At 55.0% G+C, this 17,111-nt stretch carries 9 protein-coding genes; 2 read left to right on the plus strand and 7 right to left on the minus strand.

All coding sequences use genetic code 11. The features are described from left to right. The first annotated feature begins 25 nt into the window (after positions 1-25). Positions 26-1,273, plus strand: a complete 1,248-nt coding sequence (locus tag PSR63_RS20880) for a DUF58 domain-containing protein (protein WP_274327613.1) — start codon at positions 26-28, stop codon at positions 1,271-1,273. Beyond that, entirely contained in the window at positions 1,270-3,735 is a 2,466-nt protein-coding gene (locus PSR63_RS20885) for a transglutaminase TgpA family protein (protein WP_274327614.1), read from the plus strand. The genes PSR63_RS20880 and PSR63_RS20885 overlap by 4 nt, the downstream gene beginning before the upstream one ends. Here PSR63_RS20885 and ychF read toward each other — a convergent pair. The 7 genes from ychF to PSR63_RS20920 all read right to left on the minus strand — a co-directional run bounded on the left by ychF (position 3,725) and on the right by PSR63_RS20920 (position 17,093). Next, entirely contained in the window at positions 3,725-4,816 is a 1,092-nt protein-coding gene (gene ychF, locus PSR63_RS20890) for a redox-regulated ATPase YchF (protein ID WP_274327615.1), read from the minus strand. The genes PSR63_RS20885 and ychF overlap by 11 nt on opposite strands. A 198-nt stretch (positions 4,817-5,014) precedes the next feature. Further along, complete coding sequence (locus PSR63_RS20895; protein WP_274327616.1) at positions 5,015-10,939, minus strand: hypothetical protein; 5,925 nt, start codon at positions 10,937-10,939, stop codon at positions 5,015-5,017. A gap of 136 nt (positions 10,940-11,075) precedes the next feature. Beyond that, positions 11,076-12,398, minus strand: coding sequence for a type IV pilus modification PilV family protein (locus tag PSR63_RS20900; protein WP_274327617.1), 1,323 nt, complete (start codon positions 12,396-12,398; stop codon positions 11,076-11,078). Positions 12,399-12,425: 27 nt separating this feature from the next. Beyond that, entirely contained in the window at positions 12,426-13,607 is a 1,182-nt protein-coding gene (locus tag PSR63_RS20905) for a prepilin-type N-terminal cleavage/methylation domain-containing protein (RefSeq protein ID WP_274327618.1), read from the minus strand. Further along, complete coding sequence (locus PSR63_RS20910; RefSeq protein ID WP_274327619.1) at positions 13,604-14,575, minus strand: type II secretion system protein; 972 nt, start codon at positions 14,573-14,575, stop codon at positions 13,604-13,606. Before PSR63_RS20910 ends, PSR63_RS20905 begins: the two co-directional genes overlap by 4 nt. 13 nt (positions 14,576-14,588) lie before the next feature. Then, on the minus strand, positions 14,589-15,536 hold the full coding sequence (locus PSR63_RS20915) for a type II secretion system protein (RefSeq protein ID WP_274327620.1): 948 nt from the start codon (positions 15,534-15,536) through the stop codon (positions 14,589-14,591). A gap of 162 nt (positions 15,537-15,698) precedes the next feature. Further along, positions 15,699-17,093 carry a type II secretion system F family protein gene (locus PSR63_RS20920; RefSeq protein ID WP_274327621.1) on the minus strand — a complete coding sequence of 465 codons (1,395 nt, stop codon included), beginning with the start codon at positions 17,091-17,093 and terminating at the stop codon, positions 15,699-15,701. Positions 17,094-17,111: the final 18 nt, after the last annotated feature.

A 17,111-nucleotide genomic window follows, 5' to 3' on the forward strand; every position in this document is an offset into this window, starting at 1 on the left:
ACTGAAAGGGCTAAGCAGCAGGCTTATGTCGGAAGCCGGTTCGAGGATGTTCTCGTGGTTTCGCTTGCGTGGTGTTTCTATTACGCAGGAAGGAACGTACTATTTTCTGGTCTTCATCTTCATCCTGGCTGGGGCGATCGTACGCAGCAACATCCAGTTGCTGATGATCTTGGCCTGCATGTTGTTAGGGCCTCTGCTGTTCAATCTTTGGGTTGTTACCAGCAGTCTTCGTAACCTGAAATTCTCGCGACGGGTGCCTTCGCTACTTTCGTGCGATGAACCCTTTTTTGTCGAACTAACGGCGAAGAATTCGAGTCGACATGCTACCTACGCCGTCGTGATCGAAGATAAGCTTATCCAAGTGGAAGGCTATGACCCGGAGCCTGCCCAGGAGGTGGATGTCTTCCTCGCCAAGATCGGCAATAAAGACGAAGCGGCCATTTCCTACAAGGCCGTGATTCGCAAACGGGGTAAGTACCACCTGGGTCCGCTTTCGGCCACGACTGCATTTCCGCTTGGGCTGATGCGTAGCACGCGTTTAGACACGCTGGTTACCACCATCGTCGTCATGCCCCGACTCGGACAGATGACGCCTGCGTGGCGAAGGATGATCCAGCAAGAGAAGTCGGGTTTCGCTTCGTCACGCCGCCAGCATGGTTTGCTGGAAGGGGACTTCTACGGTTTGCGAGAATGGCGAAACGGTGACCCCAAGCAGTGGATCCATTGGCGGAGCAGTGCCAAGCAGGGAGAGCTGGTTGTGCGGCAATTCGAAAAGCAGAACCAGCAGGACTTTGTTCTGATCGTCGATGCCTGGCTTCCCGATCTGCCGACAGAAGAAGACATCGATCGCGCAGAACGCATCATCAGCATGGCTGCGACGGCGGTTCGCGAATTAGCGGTCGTCGGAGGTTGTCAGCTGCAACTGATCAGTTGCGGTGAAGAGTCCGAGAGCATCGTGGGGAATGTTTCCCAGGCATTTGTCACCCAAGCGATGCATGACCTTGCTGTTTTGGTGCCAACAAGCGAGCACGACATCGGTGATACGATGGCCAACTGCCTACGGACCTCTCGACCTGGTTCGCGTGTGATTTTGCTTACCACGCGTAAGGCCGATTTGTCGGATACCGAGATGTTTGCTCCTGTCTGGAATGACGCAAGACTGCGTAGTGAATTGGGCCGAGTGAAGACTGTCTCGGCGGGGAGGGGGGACGATGCCATGTTCTTCCACATGCCCACGCCGCCCAGCATTAAGAAAGCGGAGAGCTTGTTATGAAAGTCGAGCGGCTTCTCCAAATCAGCGTCGCCCTATTGGCGGCCCTTGGTTCCCTCTTTCTCGCATTCGGGCAAGGCAGTAATTCCGCGCTTCCCCTTTTGGCGACCATCGGGGCGTTCCTGTCGGTTTACCTGACCGATATCAAGGGATGGATTACGCTGAATCGCAATCTGGCAAACTTCGCGGCCCTGATTGCGGTCGTGTTTTCCTTTTTCGACTTCTGGGACGATGGCAGTTCTAAGCTGGTTGCGATCGCCAAGTTGCTCATTTATCTGCAAGTCGTGTTGCTCTTCCAGCCGAAGACAACCCGCGTGTATTGGCATTTGGCCGTCTTGAGTCTGCTGCAGGTGGTGGTAGCTGCCGCACTTGATTTTGGGGTCACATTCGGTCTGATGCTGATTCCTTACATGTTCACGGCGCTGACGACTCTTTGTCTGTTCTTTGTCTATCGCGAGACACTACGTGTCGATCCTGAACTGAAAGCGGCTCATGATGCCGTTGAGAATCGTCCGCTGTTTTCGTTCCTGTCCAAGAAACCGGTGGAGTCCAATGATTCCACGGTAGTCTCGGCGCCGGTGATAACGCTATCGGGGCAACTGCCCGGCAACCTGGCATCGGTCTTTTCCAGTGGCAAGATGTTTGCCCAAGTGTTGAAGATGGGTTTCTTCACGCTTTGTGCGACAGTCGTGCTGTTCTACTGCTTCCCCCGTTTCGATCAGGGGCAGTTGTCGCAGTCGCTTGGTGGTGAATTTGGTGCGACGACCGGCTTCAAGGACCAGATCTCGTTAAACGATATGGGCAATATCCTGCAAAGCGATCGATTCGTGATGCGGGTTCGACTGTCCGATTTGAATACCGGAACGGTTATCGACACCGAGTACGAGCCTTACTTCCGCGGTACTTCGTTAAGCACGTACTTTCCCAACAGCAAGACGTGGATTGTTGGCAACCTGAAGAACTATCGGGTTAGCGAACTCAAACCACCGCCCCTGAAAACGAACCTGGTTCGCCAGCAGGTAGCGACGAATCAGTCGATTAACTTCGACCGAACCAATGAAGGTGTGCTGCTATTCAGCATCTATCCTGCGTACTCGTCACTGAACACGGCTCGTGACATTGTCGACAACCAAACGCTGGGGATTGTCTCGATGGCGACCGATGCGCAGGCTCAGGTTCGCCAGCCCGATCAGTACGAAATGCTCGTCCCTTGGAATCCCTTTGGGGCCGATGGGGACTTGATTCCTAGTCGACATCCTCTCAGTGATCGCCAGTTTCATCATTACGTCCGAACCGATTTGACGCAGGTTCCGCTCGATAAGGAGTTTGCCGATACGCTGTTTAACGGATTGACGGAGACTGCGGATCAGTTGGTCGCCGATATTCCAGGCAACGGCAATGAAGAGCCAACTCAATTCGCGATTGCCCAGCGGATGGAACGCCACTTCGTGCTGGATGGCAACTATACCTATTCGCTGCACGTTCCCGTGCATATGAAGAATACCCGGTTGGATCCGATCGAAGATTTCGTGGTGAATCACCGAACGGGCCACTGCGAGTTTTTTGCCAGTGCGTTGGCAATCATGCTGCGTACGCAGAAGATTCCGGCTCGGGTTGTCGTTGGCTACAAAGGGGGCGAGTTCAACTCGGTGGGTGGTTATTACGCGGTCAAACAGAAGCATGCCCATGCCTGGGTCGAGTGTTTTCTGGGGCCGGATGATTTGCCCGTTGGGGTTTCCAAGGAAGATTATCCAAACGGAGCCTGGATGCGACTGGACCCCACGCCAGCTTCTCGTCCTTCGCCCAACAGGAAAGATAGTGGTACGGTCTTCGATACGTTCCTCGATTGGTTCGACTATGTCGAGCTGGCGTGGCGTGACTACGTCGTGGGTATGAACAGCGAACGCCAAGAGAAGGATATCTACAAGCCACTGACCGATAACCTGGTCAAACCGTTCGAAGGTTGGGTGAGCCGCGAACAGTGGTCGAAGTTCTTCCGTGATAGCCTTGCCTCGATGGGCATTCACATGAGCGACGAATGGTTCAGTGGATTCGCATCGATCTTTACGATGTTAATTTTGCTGTTGCTTGTCGTTATCTTCGAGTTGATACGGACCCTGATCCGACGCTACTGGACCAGCATAAAACGCATGTTCTTGCGCTGGTTCCCCAGTAAGTCACACCGCACTGGCTTCTACTTTAAAGTCGAGAAACTGCTATCCAAAGCTGGATGGCAGCGTAAAGATTCAGATACGCCACGTGAGTTTATCGCGTCGGTCATCACCGATTGTAAGACGCGCGGGATTGGAAGTGAGATGCTTTCCCCGCTATCCGATCTGACCGATTGGTACTATCAAATCCGCTATGGCGGCAAAGAACTGGCACCAGCTCAGCAAGAGTCCATCAGCGAACATCTGCTGCTGATCGAGCAGCAGACGCTCGCTCTTCAGAAGGCTAAACGTTAAACAGAAAGTGGACGATGTCGCCATCTTTCATGACGTAGCCTTTGCCTTCGACGCGAAGCTTACCGGCTTCGCGAATAGCCTTTTCGCTTTTCAACGCTTCCAGGTCTTCGAGTGAATAGCATTCTGCTCGAATGAAGCCCCGTTCGAAGTCGGAGTGAATCACGCCGGCTGCTTGAGGCGCGGTTGCTCCGATTGGAATCGTCCACGCACGAACTTCTTTCTCGCCAGCGGTGAAATAGCTTTGCAGGCCTAGCAGTTTGTAGGCCGCCCGAGCAACAACCGCCAAAGCGGGTTCTTCCAGGCCAACGCTTTCCAACATTTCCTTGCGATCGTCATCGTCCAGTTCGATCAGTTCAGACTCGATCTTGGCACAAACGGGAACGACCTCTCCCCCTTCTGCCGCGGCTCGTGCACGAACACGGTCGACGATCTCGCCTTCACCGCTCAGGTTGTCTTCGTCGACATTGGCGAGGTACAGAACCTTCTTGGCCGTAAGCAGCCCGTAGTTCCGCACGATATTGAACATTTCCGGATCGTGCCAACCGGCCGAACGCAGCGGCGTGCCTTCCGCGAGGAGGGTCTGGCATTGATTCAAGATCTCGACCCGGGCCTTGGCGTCCTTATCACCGGAGCGAGCCGTTCTGGCGGCCTTGTCGCGAGCCGATTCCACGGTTTGCAAGTCGGCCAGAAGCAACTCGGTGTCGATCGTTTCGATATCACGAATCGGGTCGACACTTCCATCCACGTGTACGACGTTGGGCTCTTGGAAGCAGCGGACGACGTGAATAATGGCGTCGACTTCACGGATATGCGACAGGAACTTGTTGCCCAGGCCTTCCCCTTCCGAGGCACCCCGCACGATCCCGGCAATATCGACCAGACGCAGAATGGCAGGAATCACCTTCTGGGTCTTAATGTAACTCTGGATCACGTCCAGGCGAGGGTCCGGGACAGACACAATCCCCACGTTGGGTTCGATCGTGCAGAAAGGATAATTCTCGCTGGCGATGCCTGCAGCGGTTAACGCGTTGAATAGGGTCGATTTACCGACATTCGGCAGCCCGACGATTCCGGCTTCCATGAACTCTCGCTTGATTTGGCAAAAGATTCGCTTTTCGAGGCGTATTCGACGGGAATACGCCTGCATGACGTGGGATCTAAACCGGTGATTTTAACCGAAATGAAAAAGGCGACTAGTCGTCATGACCGGCCGCCTTCGCGTGGTGTTCAGATTAGTCCTTCCCGTAAAGGCCTGGGAAGGGCGGGAAACGCCCGAAGCTTACTCGATGAATCGCTTCAGCATGATCGTATCTTCGACGTTCAAGTCCTCGCCGGGCACATAACCCACGGGGATCGAGCGGTCGATGATGTAGAACGCACGGTGACGATTGACTTCGCCAGTGTCGTTCCCCAGTTCTTGTCCCAGTTGCCAGCCATCCGGGTGAGTGGCATCCACCGTCGTGGGTTCCACTTCAAAGTAGCCAATGGTGATCCAGGTAGCAAAGACGTTCGACTGGGTACCGGCAATGTTGCCCAGACGCTGGTAAGCCTGGTAACGAAGCATCGGGTTGTTGTCGGCAGGGAAATGCCGCATCGTTCCCGCGCCGGCCGAACCGGAAACCTTCAGGTCGAACAATGGCCTCTTCGACGAAGCATTGGGATCGCCTGCTCGAAGAATGGTTGCCTGGATGGGCGGCACTTGTAGTTTCTGCTTCTCTGACGTGGTAGCGGAACTCGGTCCCAACTCGGCCATCATTTCCGAAGCACCTGCGGAACGGAACGGGTTTGAGAACCGCGATGGATAGTCCGAGTTGTTGATGGACCCCGTATATCCACGGCGGCTTGCATCGAAGTCGGACCAGCCAGCGAAGTCGACAATGTCGGCTCCAGCTGCTGTCTCCGCGCGATTCCAAAACTCCTGTACGAAAATCGAGTTATAGACGTCGCTCGAAGGGATGGTGTTCAGGTTGATCTTCCCTGGTTCGCGGAATTCGGAACGGCGATTGAAGGGGAACACATATCCCAATCGGGCATCATCGATCTTACTGCTGGTTACCCGCAGATCGGTCGAGCCTGGATTGAAGTCGGAAATGTTGAACCACTTGTTTGTTCCGTTGAATCGGGAAGGAACATGGACCACATCAAACAATCGGACAAGCTGAGCCGAGTTTGCTGAGCTCACCCCATTCGTTTTCGAGCTGTGGAAGAAATTCAGTTGGTGGCGGAATGGTCCAAAGAAGGCAAGTGCAGCCGCATCACCCGTATATCCCGGAGCGGCACCTGGGTTGGCGCCATTCAACGGATTAAAGTTGAAGGCATCTTGCGAAATTGCCAACGCCGTCGAGTACTCGAAGAGTAGTCGCTGAGGCGAACTGCTCGGGACTTGCATCAAGTCATACTTGCTTACGAATGGGCTATTCGACCATTGAAGCCAAGTGAACGGATTGTTGGACAGTTGTGAGTTTCGCTGTTCGGTCGGGTCTGGGCTGCCCAGGTAAGTTCCATCGGCGACCGCCGTGCTGCCAGCATTGGAATTCATTGGACGACCGAACGCGTCATTCACATAACCCAGGGAATGTCTAGGCACGAATGGGAAGTGATCATCCTCCGTGGGCGTCGCACTCCCGGATAAGTCCGTGTCTTTTGACTGTGCGATGAAGGGAGGAGTGTTGGAGAGACTGGCGGCGAACGTGGCGTCGGTCGCCAAGTCTTCCATTTGCTTCACGGTGCCAACCAGATTTCCGTTGGACACGCCGTTGGTCAGATCAGCACCTGCCCGTCGACCTCGTTCCCGGCTACCGAAATGATAGGTCCCCGAAAGCGGGTTCTGGGATTCTGTCCAGTCAGCCCAGTTGGTAGGTGGCGTGTTGGCGGTACTGCTGTCCTCGCCATTGAAAACCGTCACATCGATGGCCAGGGAGTCGACCGTGATGTAGGGATTGAGAACGGGATCGTAATGGGAGAGTGGATTAGCAACCCGCTGCAGAATCGCCGTCTTATAGCCCTTGGCAAAACTAGGTGTGGTTTGCGAGGTCTTATCCGGATACGAGTCGGTTTCGTAGATCGAGTTACCGCCGATGGTATCCGACCCAAGCGGGTTGGATGGATCGGTATCGAACGGATCATCCGGCGTGAGGGCATTCGACGTACGCGGATCTGGCGGATCGGTAGTGGATACCGGGTTGCCAGTCGTGGAATCGGCATTGGTATAGAGCTCGAAGCGAGTTCCAGGCGCTCCATTTACGGCGTTTTGAAACATCGGCTCATCGTAGTAATTGTTCCGAAGAGGTTCGGTAATATTAAGACCAATCCCCCAAGGTGCACCGTCTGGATCGTCTGAACCGTCAGCAGCGTAGCTGCCACGGTAAGTCCAGGAGGTTGCGTCGGGCAGATCTGCCGAAACCGCGAGACCCAAGATGGGTTGAATGGCGGTTTGCCCAAGCACCGTCGGGCCGCCGGCCAAATTCTTGACATGGGAAAAGCCGGTGTAAGTGCCGTTGGCTTGAAGTCCGGTGAACTCCAGGTACTGCCGTCCATCCTGGTTGATTTCCGGATCAGCAGCCAACATGCCTTGGCCCTGGAATGGGCGAGAACCGATAAAGGTCTTCTCACGCGGCCCCACCACCAGGTATTGGTTGGGGAACACACCGATAGCTCCGCTTCCACGGAAGCGGAATTCCTTATTGAACGTATCGGCATCGAAACCGGAGGATTCAAAGTTGGCGAAATAGATCACCCGCTCAATCTTGTAATTCTCGTCCGATGCGGTTTGACCAAGCATGTCAAAGCCCGCGGCTCCTCCTTCCACCTGGCTGGCACTTGCCGAGTCAATTTGTGGTTGGAAGTTAATCAGGTCGGTCCGAGTTCGTACCTCGTCCAAGACGTTGACGTCGGCCGATTCTGATGTCGTGATCACGACACGCCACACAGGCCGCTGCGAGCCGGCGGTTCCGCTAGAGTCCGCAGGCGTCAGCTTATTTAAGTGCAGACGTCCGTCGCTTAGGTAAAGATCCGAAGGCAAGCCGGGTAAACCCGTGTTGCTCACTAGATTACGTGGGTTGTAGAACTCGAGGAACAACGACCCTTGTGGGATCTTGTATTGATCGGTGTTCGAATCCGTGGTCATTGGGTCGGTCGTTTTCTTGCCGTTGGTCGCCAACTCCCACGTGGTGTCCTTCAAGCGTTTATCGTGGAATGCAAGCGATTCGGTCATGACCAATTCAGGAGCTTCCGCTCCCCAGACCACACGGCGGGTTGGTTCCTGCGCGGAAGTGTTGGTCGTCAGATTGCCGTCGACGTTCCAAGGGTCGTTGTTCGTGCCGACGTCGACGGTGAATGGATCGTAATCGTATTCGAAAGGTGTCATCACACCATCGCGATCACGGAAGTCGACCACGTTGATTGCCCATTGGGCGATGCGGCGACGCGTTAGTTCCTCGTCGGCATCTCCGGTGAATGTGCCCGGAATCGTGGTGGAGTCATAGCGAGGGAACTTATAGCCAGGTTCCATCAACAACAGCGTCATGACGTACAAGTAGCGCGCCGTTAGCTGGCGTGTCATGCTGTAGGATGTTGGATTATTTGAGTTGGCGCTATTCCAGTTCGGTGGTGTGGGAATATTTGCCGAAGCCCCCACGCCGGTCGAAGAATGGAACCAATTGACGAACTGAGAGCCGGGAGTCTGCGTTGACGTCGTTCCGTTGAACTGCGTCATCAATGTGATTTTGGCGTACCGCTGAAGTTCAAAAATGTCGTCGGTAAACGAATTGCTATCGTCGTCGATACCATCGGCAGGGGCTTCCAACAGACGGTTCAAATCGAACGGTTCGCCTCGGATGACTTCAGGCGGCAACAGTTGATGGATCTTTTCTTGCAAAAGCACCTTGCCGGAAACGGTCGTGGGGTCCCAACCGTTGGCATCTCGCAGACGCTCCTGTAGCAGCGTAACGAGTGTCGGAGCAGGACGGCGGGCTGTGGCAGCGCGTTGGCCCATCATCATGTTGAGCGGTGTGCCGCTGCCGGAATCCTCGCTACGTTGATCGAACGGAATGTCGACGCGGTTTGCCGTTGGAACCTGGAAACTGGATGTGGTGACCAGCCGACGATTCTTGGCCGCGTCCGCACTGGTCGTGAGTGCGGAAGTCGCCAGGGTCAACAGGCGGTCTTCCTTGGCATCATTCTTGAAACCTGCACTGATCTGGCCAGAGTCGTATTCCTCGTAACGCACGATGCGTTCGAGTTCCTGATAAGTGAACGGCGAGTCGAAGGGATTCGAATGAACCAGGTCAAATTCGTAAGGGTCGTCCTTGCGCTCTGTTATAACGGCCGGAGGGGATTGTTTTCCGAAACGCGTCCCTGCAACTTCTGGCTGATAACGTGGGCGACCGGTGTAGTCGAAATACATGCGTCCCATGCCCATGCGATCGGTGGGGACAGCAAATAGGTTCTGAGTAACGGTATTGGGCAGGCCATTCGCACCATAAGTCCCGATCAAGCCCAGCGTGTCCATCTGGCTTCGCGAGTCGTCGACGTTATAGGCACCCGGAGTTGCCGGATCCGTTCCCGATGGAGAGCCAACCAGGCCGTAATATCGTTCGTGCATTAGGTCGAACGCTTCCTGGGCACTAAAGATCTGGAGCAAGCTCACGTCGGCCGGACCATAGCCACTTCCCAGCGGAAGCACCATGTTTTGAGGAGTTGCACTTGAATTCCACGACGGAGAAAACTGGCTATGGGCCGGCCCACCCATGCCGTTGGATGCCAGCAGCAATGTCTCGGCTGGGTTCTGCGTGGCTGAAGTGGTAAAGGTGCCATTCTCGAAGGAATCGAGCTGGGTATAGAACCCATGCGCGTTCAAATTGATCAAGCCGTCCATGTCCTTGATCAGGATTGCGGCCAGTGGCTTGTAGCGGCGTCCCTGACGATCGGTCTTCAGTGGCAGGCCGACATCAATCCAAATACTATCGGGCAGTCCATCAAGATCGTTGTCGATGTCCCATCGGGCATTCGTTGCGGTCCCGAAGATATCAAAGTTCGGATTGCTGCCGGTAAAGTTCGGATGGGTTTCCTTGAGTGGTCGCAGAATGATTTTTCTGCGGATCGCTTTCACGCGGTCACGAACGGCCGTCGCCGGAGAGCCTGCATCAGGCAATGACGGCGCGTCAGGATCTCGAAACAGAGCGATCTGGTCATTTTTGGTTAACATACCAAATCCGGCCGAATCTTCGTCCTCTAGGTACTCAACCCAGTACCGGATTAAGTCCTGACGGTGGAACGACGGCAAGATTCCGTTGGTTGTCGTTCCGCCAGGTGGGACGAAGCTCAAGTACATGTTTTGATAATCGGGGGCGTCGTACGATTCGTCCGCGCCACCAGCTTCAATGGAGTAACCACTTGCCAAGCCGGTAGGAAAGCTATTGAGCACATTCGGCAAGAGTGCGACCGGGTCACCGACGCCGTCGCGTAGATTCAACGTCCGCTTGGCCGACCCAGTTGGCTGTATTGGGTTGTATCCGTAGCCGGTACCGTTGAACGGAGGGTCGTTCACGACGAAGTCATCGCCGTTGGCAGGATTGATCCCACCATTTCCATCCAGGTCGACCAAATTCGAGCGGGCAACGATCGGGTCCTGGTCGATCACGAACACCACTTTTTGCTCGGTGCCACTCATCGTCGTAACGAACTTCATGCGATACTGCAGAATCCGATGCGATTGACCTTTGAGTTCGCCTGACATGAACGTCAGGACCGAACCGGCGTAGTATTGTTCGATACGGTAAAGCCCGGTGCTGTTGACGACGCTTTCCGAGACTTCAATTTCCCAGAGCTGTTTGATCGGTGTGTTTGCGCTATCGCGCGGACGCGAGATCGTTGTCGCATTCGAGGAGCCGGCGGAATCGTCGTTCACGATTACCGATTGATTGCCCCACATGTCGCGGAGGATCTCGTTGCCGAGGATCACGCTGCGCGTTCCTGCTCGGGGTCCGCGGAGCAGCTGCATCACGACTGCATCGGCTTCGTCAGGGGCTTCGCCGATCTGGAGGTCGCGTTCCAGGTTCGCCTGAGCACCGGTGTTGAAGGCCAACGCCGACACCACGAAGGTCAGTCCGACGAGTGCGAAGAGAACCAGAATGCTGAGAACCACCAGTAGCAAGGCACCGCGGCGCGGCTGCTTGGTTTTCATAATGCTCTGGGTGCGTTTCATAAGTCGTCTATCCTTGCTCGCTCGTAAGGAAACCAGCCCCCGCAAAGTTTCCGAGTTCGCTTGTTATGTCAGGCTCGGCCTGGCTCGCCGAGTTTTGGGTTTTAATTGGGAAAAGGAGCCCTGATGAGTTGCCTGATCAAGGTGACCAGGGTGATTGTGTTTCCAAACGGACCCGTTTCGTATACACGCCTACCACGCCGTCAACGATGATGGCATGAGTTGGGGGTACGTTCGAATTCCAATCGGGACCATTGATCGTCACTCGACGTGAAAACGGCAATGAATTTCCCGTTATCGAGTCTGTGCTGTCGACAACGTCATCCACCATAACGACCTTGTACCACTGGTAGATGTCGCCTAGTGGAAAATCAGCATCTTCTGGAAGTCTTCTGACGAGGCATATCCAGTCACCGTTGCTTAGCTTAAGGATGCGTTCTTCGGCATCTTCTCGAGAACCGCCTGATTGGATAAGCCGGACTTCACCAGTCGAATAGCCGCCTGGAGCTAGGAATGACGTCGTATCGACGCCTACCACACGTTCACTGGTAACTTCGAGTTCATCATCGCCATCTGTTAGAGATGGCGTTGCCAATGGCGTTGAGACAAGGCCTGGAATCTGGCGATTCTTTAAGATGATAACGGAGGCCATGTATTCGTCGGTGGCTGCGGTCTGCATCGCTGCGAGCAGTCGCTCGGGGCGGTTGCCTGGTGCGCCAGTTGCCGCGGCAACATCACTTATCGTTACGGGTGGTTGAAACCATTCCGATTCGACATTCGGCGTTGCAGCAAGTCCTGTTGTGCTGAAGTTGCTTTGGTCCACAGCCGAAGGTGTCAGCATTATCATCCATGAATATTCACCAAGAGCTTGGCGTTTGACTGGCGTTGCGCTCCGCTCATAAAAACGCTGGAATGAGGGCAGTTCGCCATCATCAGGGCGCTCGAATGCTAGATCGTCATCAGATCGAAATGCGGCTATCGCTTGTGGTGCGGACAAAGGTGCGTTCCCGCCGCTACGTCGAAGTCCGACCCGCCACATCTGCATTTCCTTGCTAGTGGTTTGTCGATAATTGGGGGCACCTGATCCGTAGAGTTGTGTTGGGTAAGGGAAGTACCTTCTTGTCGAATCAAACCCGTTGGCTCCGAAAAACATCGGATCGATCAAGTATGGCTGTCGAACGGGAAGACCTGTTGGTTGTGCGAGCCAGAAAGGGGAATTCGTCGAGGCTAAGGCTGCTGTTGGTATGACCCAATTTGCTGGAGCGAATGCTCCCCTTGCCCGCGCTTCATGGAAGGCTCGTGGACCAACACTCGCGATCCGGTCGGCACGTACGCCACGCTCGGTCAGGTGAGTCCCCAGCGGGATCAGGGCAACCAAGCCCAAAATGCCCAGGCTGACCACCATGGTGGACATCATCACCTCGATCAGCGTAATGCCGAGATGGGTGCGGTGGCGCGTCATGTTGGGATGCGGTAAACAAAACATAGGTTAGTTATCCCCTTGCCCCTTCACGATCAAGACACGGCGGGCAAAGTCGCGAGCTTCGGCCAGGATGGCTTGGTTCTTTGCGGCTTGGGACAATGCGGTGAACGCGGTGTCGGTCAGGAAGGAATCTTGGATCAGTTTGTTTCGCGTGGTCGTGATCTGCCCCGTCAGGAAATTCACCGAAACCCACATGGCCGTGGCGTCAGCAAGGTTGGTGTCTAAATCCGGGTCGGACGGAGTGAGGTAGTTGACATAGTTGACCGGTGTGCCGGGCGGGAACGTGGCCACTTCGTTGATACCGTCGGTTCCCATCACTTCCAAGGCGTCGACGGCCTGGTCGTACTTGCCGACCAACATGTGGATATTACCCGTGGGAGCAAGCCAAAGGCCGTTGTAGTTCACGCTCTGCACGTTGCCGCGCGGACTGAACAGGAAGCGGATGGAAAGATCATTCGTCCCGGCCGCCCAGTTGGCGAATTCGTTACCCGTATTCGCTACCCCTGAACACGTCAGGTCAATGCACATGTCGCTCGGCAATTGAAGCGGTGTGGCGCTGGTGCGAACGGGCGGCAGGAAGATCTGGCAGGGAACGGTACCGAGATCAAAAATCGTTCGATCATATGCCGGAATCTGAAATTGAATTTGAAGTGGAGCGTTGTCAATTACGGTCGCCGAGTAGATCGTGCCCCGATAGTTCAGCTTCACGCCGACCAAGTCGCCAGCGTTCATCAAGTTGGCAGCGGCTGCATAGAAGAACGGCGTCGTATCGGTCAACGTGACCGTGCTTCCAGGCCCATAGCCAACGGGAACTGAAATACCAATCCGTGCCGATACATCATCTCCTGCATACGGCGGTGGCGTTTCGATGGTGTACATCAGCAGCGAAGCGTTGCCGATCCCGGTATCGGTGCCAGAAGTATAGACATTGTCCCCATCGACATCGGTCAGGTTGCGAGCGATCTCGATCCCCACGGGGCGATTGACCTGAACGGCCTTGGCCTGGGCAGCAGCAATATAGGCATTCACCTGGCGGGCCGCTTCACGCTGCTTCTTGCCACGTGTGCCTGTCTTAACTGCTGTGGCGGCGATACCCAGCAGAATGGAGAGCACCCCGAGCACGACCAGCAATTCGACGATCGTCATGCCGCGGCGGACATCGCGGTAGTTTTGCTTGAACAAGCTCATTGACTATTCCCCGCGATTACGAGTTGATGGTTGGAAACATTGTCGAAGAACTCATCTACAGAGTTGCCGTTCGTGTCTGTCTCGTCACCCAGTCGGGCTCCCGCGTTTTCATAATACGGATTGTTCGGTGGAGAGCCATTGATCGTGGCTTCCGTTAGTGCGACCGTTCCATATTTCACCCGAATGTCGAGAGCACCATCTGGTCCCTCAGAGACAATTAATGGGAAAAGTGGGAAATGATCGTAGATTCCCGTCCCCGCAGTCTGGAGACGGCCATTGCGAACGCCTAGAGGATCAAATGGGTCAGGAGAGTCGTTGTGATGGAGGTTTGAGCGTGGGCCAATGAAGCCAGGCGCCCAGCGGATGAAGTGAATCGGATTTCCCCATCCATCCAGTATTTCTGGCATACCATCATCATCCGTGTCGCCAATTTCCGATTTCTTGAAGAAATCCAGCCCATTCGTCTCGCCGACCTGGATTGATTCCAGAATCATGTACAAGCACTCGGCGTCATCGTTGTCACTGGACCATGCTGCAAAACTTCCAGCCCGATTGATGACCGCTCGTCGATAGCGACGCCAAAGAGCGGGCTCAGTCGTTTCACTTCCAAATGCAACAGCATTATTGGTAAGACCGAACTGTACGTCTTGCCGATGGCATGGCATTTCCATTCGCATGAGTTGCCGGATTTTATCAACCCGCGCCCCCTGACGAGCGCGGACATCCCCAGACTTGTTTGCTTCCACGCGGCGATACCGGTACTCGTCCCACCGCGGCATCAGCAGCTCGTGGATTTTCTGGACCTGGCTGCGAGTGCGATTGGCGCGGGCCTGTTCGGCGGCGGATGAGAGGCCGACCAGGACCATGCTGCTGAGCATCGCGAGCACTCCCATCACGACCAGCAGTTCCACCAAGGTGAAAGCAGGACGCAGCGGACGCCGAGCGAAGTGTGTTGCCATGATTGGCATAGGAAAATTCCTCTTACAGATCGAGGTCGCTTTCGAGTGTGGATGCCTCGCCGAAGTTCACGAGGTTGTCGTTGTCTTCCAAGGTGTAATTGACGCTATTCGCGGCCAGGGAGGTATCTTGGACCCCGGAAGGATAGAGCTTTACTGCTTGAGCAGGCGTTGGGGCGCCACTGAAGCCAGCGCCGAAATCACCATCGAGCCCGGCACACAACAGTTGGAACTTACCTGGTTCCGCCCAGTCCGCGGCGCCGTTGGCGTTGATCGTTCCGTACGGACGAGCGATCCCTTCGGCCAGCCCTGGGGAGCTGGTGAAATTGTACTGGGCAACATTATCATTCGAGCTATTGGCGTATGTCCTGGAATTGAAGTAGACGTATTCTGCTTCGGTGTAGGTTGGGTGATATGACCACCAGCCATCGTCGTCTTCGTCGGTCAGACGCTTCTGGTCAAACTCAAACAATGGGGTGCGTTCGCCGGTACCGGTGATCGGGTTTTCGACGTCAGGGCTGAAGCCCATCAGGAACAAGACATAGGTCTCGGTCGGATCCAAAGCTTCAAGCGTGTAAGCGTTCGCGGCGGTTGCCCCGGCACGGATGATGCCGGTCTCGTTCGCGAAGGTGTTGATCGCTGCCATGTTGCTGGTGTCGAAAACGTCGACTGTCGCACTTCGTTGTCCAAACTTTTTACGTAAGTGGGTATTGATCGCGGCCTCGCGAGCGGCAACCGTTGGCAAGGCAACGCTGTTGCAGTCAGGCGGATAGGAACCGTATTGCTGTTTATAAAGGTCTAAAGCCTGAGAGATTTGAGCCATCTCGACCTTCATAGCCGCATTTTGGGCGGCGATAATGGCGACTCGGATACCGACCAGGGCGAGGCCGGCCAGGATGCCGATGATGGTGATGACCACCAGCAATTCGACGAGGGTAAAGCCACGATGGCATGCGCGTGGACGGGATGTCATGGTAGACCTTTCCTAGTGCGAAGCGAAGCTCCGCCCGTTTGTTGGTAAATGGACTGGTGCTAAGGCACCGGTCTGGCTGTTGGATTTCAAGATTTTGGTTTCCCAAATTCTGGCGTCCCGAAACCCCTGAAACCGGGACGCCGCAATGGTCGCCGGGTGCTCTTAACTCAGGTTCTGAATCAAGTCGACCAGCGGAAGGAACAACGCGATCACGATGAACCCGACTGAGAAGCCGAGGAACACGATCAGCAGCGGTTCCATAATTTTGGTGAGTGAGTCGGTAAGGACCTTGACGTCTTCGTCGTAGGTATCGGCCACCTTGTACAACATGGTGTCGAGTTCACCCGTTTCTTCGCCCACGTCGATCATGTTGGTAACGAACAGTTCCACCATTCGTCGCCGCAGTGTGAGGAAGTACCAGCCTGCCCCAAGGGCACCGACTACGCCGACTGCCTGCCAGGCAAACGGCTGCATCGCAGGAATAAAGAAGAATGAAACAAATGGGGCCACCGGGAAGATGATCCACAGGAAAAGCGAGATCGGATGGAAGGGTGCTCGGCAGTTCTCTTCCATCGGTTTAAAAATCGATTCACCCTCTTTCACCGATTCCGAAACGTTGTGATACATCCGCTCGAACATGGCGTTGCCGCTCGTGTCACGGGCGATGTTCAGGCATTCCAGAATGGGAACACCCGAGGAAATCAGCGTGCCCAGCGTACGCGTGGTACGGGCAAGGACGTTCTTTTCGACCAGGCCGCCGAAGATCGGAATGTTCAAGAAGAACAAGTCCCAACCCATGCGGCCGTGTTTGAATTTTCTAAGTAGTTTGACGAACAGGAACACCGCCACCGGAATCAGCGGGATGCAGTACCAGTAGTTGACCACACCGTTACTGATGGTGATGAGCAGCTCGGTGACGGGCGGCAAGTCGAGCCCGAATTCCTCGAAGATCTGGCGGAACGTCGGAACGATCTTGATCATGATGAACGTCAAGATACCGACGGCCACGGTGATGACCACACACGGATAGATCATCGCACCTTGCACCTTACGGCGAAGGTCGGCGTCGCGTTCCATGAAGTCAGCCAGACGCATCAAAATGACTTCCAATGCACCACCCGCTTCACCAGCGCGAATCATGTTCACGTACAAACGGTTGAAGCATTTAGGGCACTTGGCCATCGCTTCCGAGAGGCCGGCACCCGATTCGATGTCTTCGCAGACATCCATCAAGCTGTTTTTGAGGCGACCAGGCTTACACTGCTGCTCGAGAATCTTGAGGCTACGCAAAATGGGTAGACCGGCATTTTGCAGAATGGCTAGCTGACGCGTGAAGGTGGTCAGCTGACGGTGACTGACGCCACCGATCGTGAAGCCTCGATTCTTCCCTTTGGCTTTTGCTCCGGCCTTTTCCCGCGATTTCTTTTCGTTGATGCGGGTAACGAAGTAGCCCATCTGCCGAATAGTAGCTTGTGCATCGTCTTCGGTCGGGGCCTCGATGACGTCGCGGATCTCCTGACCTTGAGCGTCCATCGCTTCAAATTGATAGGTTGGCATGGCTACGTCCGGCTCTTG

This window comes from Bremerella sp. P1 (genome assembly GCF_028748185.1).
GTDB lineage: Bacteria > Planctomycetota > Planctomycetia > Pirellulales > Pirellulaceae > Bremerella.

What these genes read in the sequence shown, in the direction of transcription:
- PSR63_RS20900 (WP_274327617.1), bottom strand. Translation starts at nt 12,398, where the DNA reads ATGACGCGCCACCGCACCCATCTCGGCATTACGCTGATCGAGGTGATG.
- PSR63_RS20895 (WP_274327616.1), bottom strand. Translation starts at nt 10,939, where the DNA reads ATGAAACGCACCCAGAGCATTATGAAAACCAAGCAGCCGCGCCGCGGT.
- PSR63_RS20885 (WP_274327614.1), top strand. Translation starts at nt 1,270, where the DNA reads ATGAAAGTCGAGCGGCTTCTCCAAATCAGCGTCGCCCTATTGGCGGCC.
- ychF (WP_274327615.1), bottom strand. Translation starts at nt 4,816, where the DNA reads ATGGAAGCCGGAATCGTCGGGCTGCCGAATGTCGGTAAATCGACCCTA.
- PSR63_RS20910 (WP_274327619.1), bottom strand. Translation starts at nt 14,575, where the DNA reads ATGCCAATCATGGCAACACACTTCGCTCGGCGTCCGCTGCGTCCTGCT.
- PSR63_RS20905 (WP_274327618.1), bottom strand. Translation starts at nt 13,607, where the DNA reads ATGAGCTTGTTCAAGCAAAACTACCGCGATGTCCGCCGCGGCATGACG.
- PSR63_RS20880 (WP_274327613.1), top strand. Translation starts at nt 26, where the DNA reads ATGTCGGAAGCCGGTTCGAGGATGTTCTCGTGGTTTCGCTTGCGTGGT.
- PSR63_RS20920 (WP_274327621.1), bottom strand. Translation starts at nt 17,093, where the DNA reads ATGCCAACCTATCAATTTGAAGCGATGGACGCTCAAGGTCAGGAGATC.
- PSR63_RS20915 (WP_274327620.1), bottom strand. Translation starts at nt 15,536, where the DNA reads ATGACATCCCGTCCACGCGCATGCCATCGTGGCTTTACCCTCGTCGAA.